The sequence below is a fragment of the Roseivirga sp. 4D4 genome (genome assembly GCF_001747095.1).
GTDB lineage: Bacteria > Bacteroidota > Bacteroidia > Cytophagales > Cyclobacteriaceae > Roseivirga.
In genome coordinates this window covers 2568089-2582929 of sequence record NZ_MDGP01000001.1, presented here as the reverse complement: position 1 = coordinate 2582929, position 14841 = coordinate 2568089, and the positions used below count along the sequence as shown (strand labels likewise).

The following is a 14841-nucleotide window of genomic DNA, read 5'->3' as shown; positions in this document are numbered from 1 at the left end:
GTAGAGGTATGGACATCAGGCCAAGAAGAAACAGAAAATCGGAAGCAATCCGGAATTTGGTAGAAGAAACTCAAGTCACGAATAATGACTTTATCTTTCCGCTTTTCCTGCTCGAAGATCCTAACGGTAGTATAGAGGTAGACTCTATGCCAGGTATTTACCGATTGGGATTGAATTACATGCTTCGTGAAATTGAGTCATGCATGAAGTTAGGAATAACAGCCTTTGATATTTTTCCTGTAGTAGCTGAGTCATATAAGGACAAGACTGCCACAAGAAGTTATGATGATGATTTCTTCTATCAGAAAGCTTTGACAAAGATTAAACAGGAGTTTCCTGAGGCTGCGATTATGACTGACGTGGCCCTAGACCCATACAACTCCGATGGTCATGATGGCATTGTCAAGGATGGTAAGATTCTGAATGATGAAACGCTAGAAGTATTAGGTAAACAGGCACTCTCTCAGGCGCGTTGTGGAATAGATATCATCGGTCCTTCAGATATGATGGATGGCCGAGTTGGATACATCAGGGAAGTCTTAGATGATCATGGCTTTATGGATGTCTCCATTATGTCATATACTGCCAAGTATGCAAGTGCTTTTTACGGGCCCTTCCGAGATGCGCTAGATTCTGCACCGAAGAGTGGGGACAAAAATACTTACCAGATGAACCCGGCCAATCAGCGTGAGGCACTTATTGAGGCGGATCTTGATGTAGACGAAGGGGCTGATTTCTTAATGGTAAAACCAGCTTTGGCATACTTAGATGTGATTAAGCTATTGAAAGACAATTATTCTCAGCCTATTGCTGCATACAATGTCAGCGGAGAGTATGCCATGCTCAAGGCAGCAGCCCAGAAAGGCTGGTTGGACTATGATCGGGTAATGGCAGAAACCCTACTGAGTATAAAGCGTGCAGGTGCAGATATTATTCTTACCTATCATGCAAAAGAATTCGCTCAGCTTTCAGCACGTTGATATTTCTTTAAAACTCTTTGGGCAGCGTTTAAGCCACTGAATACAGCCCCGTCCATATAGCCAGGGTAAGCAAGTGAGCTTTCTGTTCCTGAGAACATCAGTTTTCCATCATAGGCTTCTGCTCGCAGTATTTCATGACCATTATTTTGGTGTGGTACTACTGGAATTGCATCCTTGACTGATGTAAAGGGATCATTCGCCCAGAGGTGTTCGGAGTATTCCAGATATTCACCAGCCTGGTTACCAAAAAGTCTGATAAGCGTACTTATAACTTTCCCCTCTCTCTCTTCGTAATCCAGACGAGCCAAGTCAGGATTCAGAAAACCCTTTAATGCGAAGAATTCATTTTCAAAATTGCTGTGGTCATGAACCTCTTGAATAATGCCTGTCTGGGAGAAGCCCATTCCTGATAGCCCTTTTTCGCGCCAGAAAGGTGAGGCGTAGCTGACAGCATACTTAATGGATTCTCCCATCCAGGTATGTGTCTGCCACATAATTGAGGTTTTATTTTCAGGAAGAGGAGGTGTGAACTGAATGCTCCTTGCTAGTAGCTGAGGGGGTATAGTTGTAATGACTGTTGCGGCTTCCAATGCGGTTCCAGAATTTAAAATTACTTCAACCGAGTCACTATTGTCTTTAATTTCAGCGACCTGAGCATTGAAGAGAATTGTGTCCCTATCAATCCTGTCAATCAGTGATTCGATTAGCTTCGCGCTGCCTCCTTTAATTCGATATGATGGAGCCTGACCTGGTGGGAAATCGAAATGCTGGATGTCTTGAAAACTCGATACTTCGTATGAAATTTTACCCTCAGTATGTTGAGGAAATATTTCAACACTCACCTGCTTCAATAATTGAAGCAGGTGAGTGTGCTGTCCTCCAAGCCATGTAGCGCCCATTTCTAATGGTCCGTCAAGCGTGTTTATACGTCCGCCTGGCCGATCTCTGGCTTCCAGAATTTTATAGTTAATACCCTTTTCCCTTAAAGCGTATGCAGTTGTTAATCCAGATAGACCAGCACCAATGATTAGGACATCATACATGCTCTATTTAATAGATACGCCCTTCAGAAAGTTCATAAATAGAACTTCTTTTGTTATGTAGGAGAACAATGGATTTGGAGATCTTTATTAAACTGTTTCCACTCGACCTAAAGTCTTCAGCATTTTCGCATGGCTAACGATGGCCGAAACAAAGGTGGGTTCCAGATTATAGGGCAAACCATATTCTTTTGCAGTCTCTCTGACGATTTTAGAGATTCTTTTATAATGAACGTGGCAAATGTTCGGAAACAAGTGGTGTTCAATTTGGTAGTTCAAACCACCCACGTACCAGAAGAAAAGTTTGCTCTTAGGGGAGAAGTTAGTGGTTGTAAAGAGCTGATGAACGGCCCAGTTATTTTCCATATTCCCCAAGTTATCTGGAATTGGGTATTTCGAATTTGGCATGACGTGGGCAGGCTGGAAGATCAAAGCAATCCACAAACCTGTGATGATATGCATGGTCAAAAAGCCAATTACAACAATCCACCAAGGCGCTTGGATAAAGATTAATGGAAGAACCAGAGCATAGGCATAATAGGCGACTTTTGAAAAAATCGTTTCTATCAGCACACTTCTATAAGTTCTCTTTTGACCCTTTATGAGTCCCATTTTTTTGTACCTATTCAGTTGTACAAAGTCTTTTGTAGTAAGCCATAAGAAGGTCATAATGGCATAAAAGAACCAGCCATATATATGCTGAAACTTATGCAATCTGTAGTGCTTCGCATGCGGAGATAAACGCATAAGAATACCGGGGTCGATATCTTCGTCTACACCCTCTATGTTGGTGTAGGAGTGATGTAATACGTTATGCTGTATTTTCCAATTAAATGAGCTGGCACCAATTAGGTTCATTACGTAGCTCATGTACTTATTTACTGTTTTATTATTTGAGTAAGACCCATGGTTGGCATCATGCATTACGGATAACCCGATTCCCGACATTCCAAAGCCCATAATTGCCCACATGACAATGATTAGCCAAGGTTGGGTAATTACTCCGGTAAGCATTAGTACATAAGGAGCAAAGTACATTAAGAACATGGCTGCTGTTTTGCTAAACATGGTGAAGTTGCCGTGAACCGATATCTCGTTCGAGTCGAAATAAGTCTTGACACGTTTACGTAGGTCACTTATAAATTCGGCTTGATTAGTACGAGAAAATTTAATGCTCTTGTAATTCATATATTATTTTAACCTAATGCTTCTTGCTGAAGACTTTGTTTCTAGTTTTTGTTTAGATGTACCTAATATAATTCAGGAACACAAAAAACTCCAGAGGGATTACACGAATTGACAGTCCACTGGTTAATAATGTTGCAAAATTAGTGATTAAATCCCTGAAATCTGACTTCCTCAGAAATCTTCCTCGCGTTCGAGCATCAAAACTGACGCTTGAGGGACTATAAAGAGCTTTTCGCCTTGATAAACAATTTCAACGGCCCCCTTCTGTAAGAAAATTGCCAGATCGCCTTCTTCCGCTTGTAGCGGCACATATTTAACTTTTTCATCATTGCCTTTCCAATGATCCTCTTCATCGGTGGGCATAGGGATAGGATAACCTGGGCCAATTTTGATGACATAACCGGTCTGAACCTTTTCTTTCTCTTGAACCCCAGGGGGTAAATAAAGACCGCTTTCAGTTTTTTCTGGTGACTTTTTTGGTCTTATGAGTAAGCGATCGCCCACTATGATGAGCTTTTTCAATCTGTTGTCAGCCGTCAATTCCATAATAGTCAGTTCTGTGAAGCAAATATATAATGGTAACTGGTGTAAATAAAAAGGGTCAACGTAAAGTTGACCCCTCTCCCTGTTGATTGGTAAAAGGAGATTAATGCTTAATTATCAATTTCTTTGTTTCTACCATACCAGCGGTGTTCACCCTGATCATATATAGCCCACTGACTAGATTAGTACCATCAAATTCAAATGAATAGGTTCTATCCGCTTCTGTATCTCCTTCAAATAGCTTTCCTACCAAGTGTCCTTGGCTGTTGTAAACATTGATAGAAGCAGGGCCAGCAACCGATGATGTAACGTTGATGGTAGTTCTGTCGCGAGTTGGGTTTGGATATGCATTCACTTCAATGCTTACTGAACTGACAGGCACATCGGTATCAGTGACTATAACACCTTTTGGTGCTCTGGCACTAGGAAGAATTACCGCACACGAACCTAATTTGGCACCATCAGCGATAAGCGTTGCAGCTTCTTCCTGACTGACGCAAATAGATTCACCCTGATAACATAGGGTAACATTGCCGTTCCAACTAATTAAGTCTAAATCACAATCTCCTGGGTTATCTGAACCGTCACTGTCGCAGTTAGAGAGATCCATATTGATATCTCCCTGTACCCAATGCCCGTAATCATTCTTATAATAGAACCAGCCTGAAATACCGTAGTTGGCATTTTTATTATTGGCTTTATTACCGATTTGGAAACCAAACTGGTAATTGGAAGGCATATGACTTACAATCTTTTGACGGCCCGCATTGCTGCCTTTACCGACTAGTCTGTTGACTTTGTTCACATCAAGTACATGATAGGTCCAGTCTTGATAGGCCGACCCAGCAATACCTTGTTCATCTTTATAGCTTCTACCCAAGGCGCTCCACTCATTCCATGTTTTACCTTCGTCCAAGTAGAACTCAATATCCCATTTGTCATTCGGATCATTTTTATTATAGACAGAACCTGTAACCGTGGCCGTACCATCTTCTAAATGGCTCAACGTACCAAAGCCATTTTCAAACATGTACCTAGCACTACCCTGAGAACTATACTGGCTTAACCAAAGTGCATGTCCATTGTTGCTATAGCTTGTCGCATCACATGTTGATTCTACTTCTACATCATCTGGGGTGTCATTAATTGAGCAAGTGTTGTCCTTTTTGTCTTTAAAACCTGTTACGGTGAATGGTCCGTAAGATCGTCCAACAATATCGATATAGCAGGACGTATAAATTTTGTATAAGTAGGCACCCACCTTGAGGTAGGTTTTATAATCTAACAGTCCAGAGCTGCCATATCCATTAATGACTAGTGTTTGACCTTTTTGTACATACTTATATTCACCCAGTTTGACATTACCCCAACGGTTATAAGCTTTGATCCATGTTCCTGAAGTACCGTTATAGACAACGGTAATTTCTTTCATCCCACCTTCGCAATCGCAGCCTTGATTTACATTGCCTTGACCGCCATAGTAAGTACTTCTGGAGATATTATTATCATCTGTAAAGGCACTTAGTCCATTATCGTCATCGTCAAACTTAGGTTGGTTATCATCGTCATCGTCATCCTCGCCCTTATCATCATCATCATCGTCTTTCTTCTTATCATCATCGTCATCGTCATCATCATCACCCTTATTATCATCGTCATCGTCCCCATTATCATCATCGTCTCCGTTGTCAATATCACCGTTTCCAATACCCGCCATGCACACAGCACCTTCTCCATCGGTGTAAGCGTCCACTTTAAATGGTCCATAGGACTTTCCTATTATGCTTTCGGAGCAGGAAGTATGGATTTTGTAATATTTTGATCCAATTCTGAGATAGGTCTTCGAATCTAATCTCCCCTTTTTGTCAAAGCCGTTTACTGTAATCTGATCGCCATTTTTGACATTAGTGAACTTCTTTATTTGGCTTCTGCCATTTTTCTTATAGGCTCTAATAGTAACACCTGATGGGCCATTATAGGTTACCGTGAAGTTCTGCATTTTGCCTTCACACTGACATATCGTTATGTCGTCATTTTCTCCATTGTCATCGTTGTCATCGTCATCATCATCGCTGTCCCCATTGTTATCGTCATCATTGTCACTTCCGCCACCGTTATCGTTTCCTCCATCGTCATCTCCACCTGGATTATCATTTCCGCCCCCATTGTCTCCACCAGGGTTTTCTGAGACAACTCCCCCCTCACAACGTATATCAATGACATAAATGGTGAAGGTACGTTCAGTGATGCATCCATTAGCATCAGTAACTTTGACAGTATAGTTAGTGGTAATCTTAGGGGCTACTGTCGCACTATTATCGTTAATACACGAGATGTCTCCGTCAGAAGACCACTCATAAGTGTATTCACTATTACCACCAGAGGCAGCCGCGCTTAAAGTGACAGATTGCTCTCCATAACCCAGGTATATCGTATTGACAACCCCCGCTTCACCACCAGGCAATGCTGGTGATACATTGGTTTCAATTGTCAATGGATCTGGTTCAGACAATTCGATTGTCTGAGAAGCTTGGGCACCATTGGCATCTGTGATTGTTAATGTATAGTTACCTGCTTCTAAGTTGTTGATCGAAGTTTCAGAAGATCCGTTGCTCCAACTATAAGTGTACGGTGCACATCCACCTTCTACTGTAGCATTGATGATACCATCGCTGCCACCATTACAGGTGATATTATATCCTTCTTCATCGTTGTATACTTCAGGATCAAGCGTGATAGCAATTGGTAAAGCCACCACTGTAACATCAAATGATGCATCAACGGAATTACCACTGCCATCCGTAGCGGTATAGGTTACGGTTGTAGTTCCAACTGGGAAGACATCACCAGGAGCGTGTGTACTTGTCAGCGTGAGATTGCAGTTATCAGTAGCATCAGGTGCAGTCCAAGTGATAGCCTGGCCACAGTCCGTATCCGTTTCATTATATACAATGTTAGAAGGAATTCCAGTAATCTCCGGAGCAATGTTATCAATTACAGTCACTGTTGCCACCGCTGTTGAGGTATTCCCACTGATGTCAGTAACGGTTAGCGTGACAATGTTCTCTCCAAGGTGGCTGCAATCGAAATTAGCTTTGTCAACTGAGACACTCGCAACACCGCAGTTGTCAGTGCTACCATTATTAATTTGACTTGCCGAAATACTTGCTGATCCATGCTCATCTAAATAAACAGTCAAGTTCTGTGTGATGGCATTAGGAGAGATATCATCAACTATGGTAACAATAGCTGTAGTTGATGTAGTATTTCCTGCGTTGTCAGTACCGGTGAGTGTGACAGTATTCGGTCCAAGGTTTGAGCAATCAAAACTTGTCTGATCTAGGCTTAATGTAATGTTACAGTTATCGGTTGATCCATTATCCACCTGGCTGGTTGTGATGACTGCCTGACCATTTTGATCTAGCGATACAGTTAGGTTTTGAACAAGAACGATAGGAGCGATCTCATCAACGACAGTCACAGTGGTTGTTTCTGTTACCGTATTACCTTGGTTATCAGTTGCTGTAATGGTTACGGTTTGTTGACCTAAATCAGCACAAGTAAAGTCTTCTGTAGAGATGGTTACTTCTGCAGTAGCACATGGTCCATCACCTACTGTGTAGGTAGTACTAGTGATGTCTAAATTAAAGTCGCCCTGAACAGTATTACCTTGATCGTTCTGATAAGTAAACCATCCTGAGAAGCCAAGGCCTTTGTCTTTGTCATTAGCTGCTTCACCTATCTGGAATCCATAGTTGTAATTAGCAGGAGCATGCGCTAGTGTTTTTGTTTTGCCTGCATTGTTACCAAGTCCTGTTAGTGTAGAAGGGTTGGAAGGATTAGTATCCATGATATAGAAGTTCCAATCCAAGTAGTTATCTCCAACATTGCTGGTATTTCCTTTCCACGATCTACCTAAAGCAGACCATTCATTCCATGATTTTCTATCGATCAGGTTAAGTTGAACTGCCCAGCTGTCGTTCTCATCATTAATGTTAACAAGTGTACCAGTAATGGTAGCAGTACCATCCGCCTGTTCGGCCAGCGATCCTTCGTCCTGTAGGAAGTGGAATTTACCCACTTGATTATCAGGCGTGTACTTACTTAGCCATATGGCATGAGAAGAGCTTCCTCCATAATGCTTGACACCACGCTGAGTTGTTACTCCAGCCACTACATCGCTTGGAGTAATTGAACCAACACCATTTTCATCTAAGCTCACCGTAGCAGGCTGAGCAGTGATTGAAGGTGCGGCATTGTCTACAATGGTTACTGTTGAAGTAGCCGTAGAAATATTACCAGCATTATCAGTAACAGTAAGTGTAATGGTGACCTCCCCAATGTTACTGCAGTCAAAGTCAGTTTGGCTGATGGTAATGCTTGCAATACCACAGTTGTCTGTACTACCATTATTAATCTGATCCGCAGTGATGCTAGCTTGTCCATTCTCATCGATGGAGATTTCTAAGTTCTGAGCTATCGCAGTAGGAGCAATGTTATCGATTATGGTAACAGTTGCTGTTGCAGACGCAGTATTTCCTGAGTTGTCAGTACCAGTAAGGGTTACAGTGTTAGTTCCTAGATCGTCACAATCGAAGGTAAGCTTATCAAGGCTCAAAGTGAGGTTGCAATTATCGCTTGATCCATTGTCTATCTGAGGGATGCTGATTGAAGCAGCACCATTTTCATCCAGTATAACTGTTACATCTTGCGCTATAACTGTTGGAGCAGTAACATCCTGAACCGTTACATTGACTGTCTTTGTAGTGATATTTCCAGCGTTATCAGAGACTGTGTAGGTAACGGCATGAACTCCCAAGTCATTGCAGTCGAATGATGTTCTACTGAGTACTTTAGCTGCTATACCACAGTTGTCAGTACTAGATACTTCAATTAGGTCAGTTGTCAATTGAGCTGTGCCATTGGCATCTATGTTAATGGTAGCGTCTTGTACAGTTACTATTGGTGCTGCATTGTCAATAACAGTTATAGTGGCAGTGGCTGAGGCTGTGTTTCCGCTAGCATCAACTCCAGTCAATGTTACAGTATTAGTACCTAAATCGTTGCAATCGAAGTTGAGCTTGTCTAGGCTTAGTGTGAGGTCACAGTTGTCACTAGAACCATTGTCAATTTGAGAAACAGTGATAGATGCTAACCCATTTTGATCTAGGACAAGACTTATATCTTTAGCGATGACTGTAGGTGTAATATTATCTACGATTGTTACGGTAATCGTCTGAGTGGTGGTATTCCCAGCACCGTCAGTGACCGTGTATGTGACAAGATTGGTACCAACATCAGTGCAGTCAAATGTAGTTTGGCTCAAGACCTTAGACACTATTCCACAATTATCAGTGCTTTCGGATACTTCGACTACCTCAGTGCTTAAACTTGCTGATCCATTTGCATCCAGGTTCAAGGTGACGTTTTGAGTTGTAACCGAAGGTGCTATGTCGTCAACGATGGTAACTGTGGCAGTTGCTGATGTAGTATTTCCAGCATTATCAGTACCAGTGAGTGTGATAGTATTCGGCCCAAGGTTTGAGCAATCAAAACTTGTTTGATCAAGACTTAATGTAATGTTGCAATTATCGCTTGATCCATTGTCTACCTGACTTGAGGTGATGACTGCTTGACCATTTTGGTCTAGCGATACAGTTAAGTTTTGAGCAATAACGGTAGGAGCGGTAATGTCCTGAACAGTTACATTGACCGTTTTTGTAGTTGTATTCCCAGCATTATCAGTAACAGTATACGATACAGTGTGCACTCCTAGTTCTGTGCAGTCAAATGATGTTCTGCTTAGAACTTTGGTTGCTATACCGCAGTTGTCAGCGCTAGATATTTCTATTAGGTCTGTTGTCAGTTGAGCTGTTCCGTCAGCATCTATGTTAATGATGGCATCTTGAACAGTGACCACTGGTGCTGCAATGTCGGTAACAGTTACTGTTGCCGTGGCCGAAGTACTGTTTCCACTTACATCAACACCTGTTAGTGTGACCGTGTTGGTTCCAAGGTCATCACAATTGAAGTTGAGTCGGTCAAGACTTAATGTAATGCTGCAGTTGTCATTAGAGCCATTGTCAATCTGAGGAATTGTGATTGAAGCTTCTCCATTCTCATCCAATGCTATGGTGACATCCTGAGTGACCACAGTAGGAGCGATGTTATCGGTTACTGTAATGGTTGCAGTAGCAGTACTCGTGTTACCATTGGTATCGGTCACTGTGAGTGTTACAGTGTTTTCACCAAGGTCAGCACATCCGAAAGTGTCTCTGTCCAGAGTAATGGAGCATCCAGGCTTAGTGCTACATCCTGAGTGGAGAGTGTAGGCGGTGTATTATCAGCTACAGTTACGGTAGCCATACCAGTAGAGATATTACCATTGCTATCGGTGACAGTAACCATAACAGAGACATCTCCAATATCGCTACAGTTGAAAGTATTTTTAGAAAGGGTAGCATTAACGATGGCGCAGTTGTCTTCGGTGCAAGAGGTAAACTGACTTACATCAGAGGTAACGATTACATCAGAGTAGTCTATTGTTGGTTCTGTAGGTCTTCCGCGTCCACGACCTCTACCACCACCAGAAGAAGGCGGAGTAGGATCGGGTACATTAACATCAGCTCCTTCACAGATATAGAGTACATCAGTACCTCTGATTTTACCATTACCGTTTTCATCCAGATAGATCAGGATGTTTTGCGTGACCACTGTAGGGGCAAGGTCATCAACCACAGTCACTACAGCAGTAGCAGTTGCGGTGTTGCCAGAAGCATCGGTAGCGATAAGTGTTACGGTATTAGGGCCAATCTCATCACAGTTGAAAGTAGTTTTAGAAAGGGTGAGTGTGATATCCCCACAACCATCATTAGAACCGTTGTCGATCATCTCCGGAGTAATGGTAGCAATACCATCTGCATCAAGCGGAATGGTAATGTCTTGAGTAGCCAATACCGGAGCCTGATTATCAGTAATGGTTACCGTGGCAGTAGCTACAGTACTATTACCGCTTTGATCGGTTACTGTAACAGTTACAGTATTAACCCCAACATCATTACAATCGAAGGTGTACTTATCAAGTTCTTTAGAGGCGATGGTACAGTTATCTTCGGTACAGGTAGCAAACTCGATTGTCACCTCACCAGATCCTGGTACAGGCTGAGGGATAGAAGTACCGCCCCCACAGTTGAAGTTAAGCACATCATCAGCGGTAATGGTTACCTGCCCACCAGCTCCAATGACTCTTGCAATATCTCTGGTTACCACGGTAGGAGCGATGTTATCGGTTACTGTAATGGTTGCAGTAGCAGTACTCGTGTTACCATTGGTATCGGTCACTGTGAGTGTTACAGTGTTTTCACCAAGGTCAGCACATCCGAAAGTGTCTCTGTCCAGAGTAATGGAAGCGATACCACAGTTATCATTAGAACCATTATCTACCTGAGTAGGAGTGATAGTGGCCACTCCATCCTGATCTAAGAATACTTCAAAGTCTTGCGCGATGGCAGTAGGAGCTGTGCTGTCAATGATGGTAATGGTAGCGGTAGCAGAGGCAGTATTGCCACTAGGGTCCGTACCGGTTAGTGTTACGGTATGCTGTCCGACATCACTACAATCAAAGGCAAACCTGTCAAGGCTTAGGGTGATGTTACAGTTATCAGAAGAGCCATTGTCGACCTGACTGGTAGTAATGGAAGCGAGTCCGTCATTATCTAGGGCGATGGTTAAGTCTTGCGCGATTACTGTAGGCGCAGTATCATCAGAGATGGTAACGTTGAAAGTATTTACAGTCTGGTTACCGGCATTATCAGTCACGGTAAGGGTTAACAGTTATCTTCGGTACAGGTAGCAAACTCGATTGTCACCTCACCAGATCCTGGTACAGGCTGAGGGATAGAAGTACCGCCACCACAGTTAAAGTTAAGTACATCATCAGCAGTAATGGTTACCTGCCCACCTGCTCCGATCACTCTTGCAATATCTCTGGTCACCACAGTAGGAGCGATGTTGTCTTCAATTGTTACAGTGAACTCTTGCGTACAGACATTACCCTCCTCATCAGTAGCTGTCAATGTTACAGTGTTTTCACCCAGATCGTCACAAGTGAAAATCTCTTGACTCAATGTTCTCGTTACTTCGCCAACCGGAAGGGTTTCATTATCCTGACAATTGTTAAGGTCTAAGTTGAAATCGCCTTGATGATAATTTACACCATCCCAAGAGTAGCTGAACCATCCCGAGAGACCAAAGTCTGCATTTTTGTTGTTGGCAGCTGTTCCTACCTGAAAGCCGTAATAATAATTTGACGGCATATGCTCAATCGTAAGTGAGCTTCCGGCATTGTCTGCCAGGCCGACTAGCTCGCTAACTTTCGCAGGATCCTCAATATAATAGCTCCAGTCAGTGTAATTACTACCGGTAAAGCCTCTCTCATCTTTATAGTTGCGACCTGCATTACTCCACTCAGTCCAATTCTTTTTGTCTGCTAAGAACAGTTTTACCTCCCACTTGTCTGTTGGGTTGGCCGTATTGTATACAATTCCTGTAATAGTGGCTGTTCCATCAGGGAACTGAGAAAACTCAGCGCCACTTTCGAATAGGAAGTCTGTTGTGCTTCCTGGAAAAATATTATTGCTTAGCCAAAGGGCATGGTCATCACCGATTGCTCTGGAAGGCGTGCAAGTGGTCACTATTTCGCTTTCGAAACAGAGTTCAAGGCCATTGGCATCTAGGACCGCTTGGCCATCTTGATCTAAATAAAGAGTTTGATTATTGCTTTGAGCAAAGGATACAGGTGTTCCCATGACTAAAAGTAGGATAGTCACACACCACAGGCGTTTTAAAAAAGCATGAGTTCTATAGGATAGAACCTGCATTTCCATTGTAATCGTGTTTTGGTCAAAGTGCAGCTAGTGTAATCTATCACCGGACTGTTTAGGGAGTCTCTATATCATATAAACGCCATTTCAGGCATTTAAACGCGACTTAGGTGATGTAATAAGTGAAAGGACTGTAAATATACAAAAAATTGCATTTCACATACAATCTTTTGTTGTTTTTTATCGTTACAAGTCGCTGTAAATCAGGGGACTTAAAATTGATCCTTAAAAGGAGAGGTGTCAGGTCTTATTCTTCGGACCTATTTAGGAGTCTTTCATCCATTTGTTTGCTGGCTTTAGCACCCAGTTTTTTCAGTGTTTCAGCACGCTTCACCAAGTTGCCACTTCCTTCAGAAAGCTTCTTCATGGACTCTTGATAGGCTTTCTGAGTTCCATTGAGATGTTTTCCAATAGAGATTAGATCTTCAGTAAATGACTGAAACTTATCGTAAAGCGCTCCCCCTTGTCGAGCTATTTCTATGGCGTTCTTGTTCTGATATTCTTGCTTCCAGATAGAAGCAATAGTCCTCAAGGTGGCTATCAGTGTGGTTGGACTTACAATGACGATGTTCTTAGCATAGGCATCATTGAACAAATCCGGATCGTGCTGAACCGCTAGGGTAAAAGCTGGCTCAATGGGAATGAAAAGCAATACAAAGTCGAGTCCATCTAAGCCATAAAGGTTTTGATAGCTCTTTTCACTCAGTCCCTTGACGTGTGCTTTAATCGAATTGATATGGAGTTTGAGTTGTGTAAGCCTTTCAGTGTCATCTTCCTCGTTGACAAAGCGCTCGTATGCCGTCAATGAAACTTTGGAATCGACAATCACATGTTTATTGTCCGGTAACTTAATGACTACATCAGGCTGATACCGTTTTCCATCATCGCCAGTTTCGGAAACCTGAGTTTCATATTCACGGCCCTTTTCAAGCCCCGATTTTTCTAGAATTCTTTCCAGAATTACCTCACCCCAATTTCCCTGAGCTTTAGAATCACCCTTCAGTGCTTTTGTCAAGTTTTCAGCTTCCTTGGTTATTTGCTTATTGAGGTCGCTAAGATGTTTGATTTGCTGTACTAAAGAAGCATTTCTTTCTGCCCCTTCCTTGTTAGAATCTTCTACCTTCTTCTGAAATTCCCCGATTTTCTCTTTTAAGGGATTCAGGAGATCATGGATATTGGTCTTATTCTGCTCGGTGAATCTTTTGCTCTTCTCCTCAAAGATTTCATTGGCTAAATTTTTGAACTCAAGGGCAAAGCGCTGGTTCAGTTTTTCCAACTCCTCTTTTTGCTCTCCAAGCTTTGACTGAAGATTTTTATGTTCGGTTTTAACCTGGGTAAGCTGATTGCTTAAATCTAGGTTCTTATCTCTTTCCTGCGAAAGCTCTGGTTTGACATCAGTCAATTCCTTGGCGATCATAGCATATCGCTCTTCTGCCAGTTGTAATTTATTTTGGATGTCGTTGTGGTCCGTATTCGAAGTGTTAGACTTGCTTTTGGCCATAAACCAACCAACCAGTCCACCCAAAATTACCCCCGAAATCAGCCAAATTATCTCCATCAATACTCAGTCTTTCTACAAATATATCTGTTCAGAGGTATTTGTATGAGTTATTGAAGGGATTAAAGTTTAGGCAAGCATTTTGGCTTCGCTGAAAAGAGACCTCTCTTCTTCTAGTATTACGTTTTTAGAAACTAAGTGCTCGGTCAATTGAGATTCAAGTTTGGCATCTAATGCTAGGAAATCGTCTAAAAGACACCAAGGTTTAATGGAAAGCTCCACAAAGTCATTCTTGATTTTAGATACTTGAATTTTGGCCTTAGGTGAATTAAGGAGTCGTTCGTGTTCGGTAAAGAAAGCCATGATTTCTTCCTTCACTTTAGTCATATTGCTCTGGTAACTTACACCGATTGTCAATTCCAAAGCAATGATATTTTTGCTTGAAAGGTTGTGCAGATCTCTCTGGTAAAAAATGGAGTTGTTGACTTTAATTTCGGAGCCGTCAATTTTCTTGATGGTAGTTCTTTGAAAGCCACTTCTCTCTATAGATCCTACTTGACCATCAATTTCGATAAAATCCCCAATGCTGAAGGGCTTCAATAATCTTAGTAAAATACCACTGCCGATATTACTCAATGGTGCGAGTAGGGCACTCTGGATGTTGTAGTTTAGCGTACTCATTTTGGTCAGTTTGTTTGCAAGTAGTCCTG

At 42.2% G+C, this 14841-nt stretch carries 9 protein-coding genes; 1 reads left to right on the top strand and 8 read right to left on the bottom strand.

The features are described 5' to 3' along the window. Positions 1-8 precede the first annotated feature (8 nt). Positions 9-980 carry a porphobilinogen synthase gene (gene hemB, locus BFP97_RS11380; protein WP_069842538.1) on the top strand — a complete coding sequence of 324 codons (972 nt, stop codon included), beginning with the start codon at positions 9-11 and terminating at the stop codon, positions 978-980. Here the strand turns inward: hemB and BFP97_RS11375 are convergent. From BFP97_RS11375 to BFP97_RS11340, 8 genes are all read right to left on the bottom strand, one after another. Continuing rightward, positions 962-2023, bottom strand: coding sequence for a flavin monoamine oxidase family protein (locus tag BFP97_RS11375; RefSeq protein WP_069842537.1), 1062 nt, complete (start codon positions 2021-2023; stop codon positions 962-964). The genes hemB and BFP97_RS11375 overlap by 19 nt on opposite strands. An 87-nt stretch (positions 2024-2110) precedes the next feature. Beyond that, positions 2111-3208, bottom strand: coding sequence for a fatty acid desaturase family protein (locus tag BFP97_RS11370; protein WP_069842536.1), 1098 nt, complete (start codon positions 3206-3208; stop codon positions 2111-2113). Between the two features lie 171 nt (positions 3209-3379). Beyond that, positions 3380-3754: a co-chaperone GroES family protein gene (locus BFP97_RS11365; RefSeq protein WP_069842535.1), complete on the bottom strand. Its 375-nt coding sequence runs from the start codon at positions 3752-3754 to the stop codon at positions 3380-3382. A gap of 100 nt (positions 3755-3854) precedes the next feature. Continuing rightward, positions 3855-9977, bottom strand: coding sequence for an HYR domain-containing protein (locus tag BFP97_RS11360; protein WP_069842534.1), 6123 nt, complete (start codon positions 9975-9977; stop codon positions 3855-3857). An 8-nt stretch (positions 9978-9985) separates the two neighbouring features. After that, positions 9986-11569 (bottom strand): hypothetical protein, encoded by a 1584-nt coding sequence (locus BFP97_RS11355; protein ID WP_069842533.1) that lies wholly within the window; start codon positions 11567-11569, stop codon positions 9986-9988. Positions 11570-11577: 8 nt separating this feature from the next. Then, a complete protein-coding gene (locus tag BFP97_RS11350; protein WP_139135279.1) occupies positions 11578-12636 on the bottom strand; it encodes a hypothetical protein in 1059 nt (352 codons plus the stop codon). Between the two features lie 244 nt (positions 12637-12880). Beyond that, the gene (gene rmuC, locus BFP97_RS11345; RefSeq protein WP_069842531.1) at positions 12881-14191 is read right to left on the bottom strand and encodes a DNA recombination protein RmuC; all 1311 of its coding nucleotides are present in this window, start codon (positions 14189-14191) and stop codon (positions 12881-12883) included. A gap of 69 nt (positions 14192-14260) precedes the next feature. Further along, positions 14261-14812 (bottom strand): mechanosensitive ion channel family protein, encoded by a 552-nt coding sequence (locus BFP97_RS11340; protein ID WP_069842530.1) that lies wholly within the window; start codon positions 14810-14812, stop codon positions 14261-14263. Positions 14813-14841: the final 29 nt, after the last annotated feature.

Excerpts from the sequence above, each read along its gene's own strand:
- hemB (WP_069842538.1), top strand. The coding sequence starts at position 9 with ATGGACATCAGGCCAAGAAGAAACAGAAAATCGGAAGCAATCCGGAAT.
- BFP97_RS11375 (WP_069842537.1), bottom strand. The coding sequence starts at position 2,023 with ATGTATGATGTCCTAATCATTGGTGCTGGTCTATCTGGATTAACAACT.
- BFP97_RS11370 (WP_069842536.1), bottom strand. The coding sequence starts at position 3,208 with ATGAATTACAAGAGCATTAAATTTTCTCGTACTAATCAAGCCGAATTT.
- BFP97_RS11365 (WP_069842535.1), bottom strand. The coding sequence starts at position 3,754 with ATGGAATTGACGGCTGACAACAGATTGAAAAAGCTCATCATAGTGGGC.
- BFP97_RS11350 (WP_139135279.1), bottom strand. The coding sequence starts at position 12,636 with ATGGAAATGCAGGTTCTATCCTATAGAACTCATGCTTTTTTAAAACGC.
- rmuC (WP_069842531.1), bottom strand. The coding sequence starts at position 14,191 with ATGGAGATAATTTGGCTGATTTCGGGGGTAATTTTGGGTGGACTGGTT.
- BFP97_RS11340 (WP_069842530.1), bottom strand. The coding sequence starts at position 14,812 with ATGAGTACGCTAAACTACAACATCCAGAGTGCCCTACTCGCACCATTG.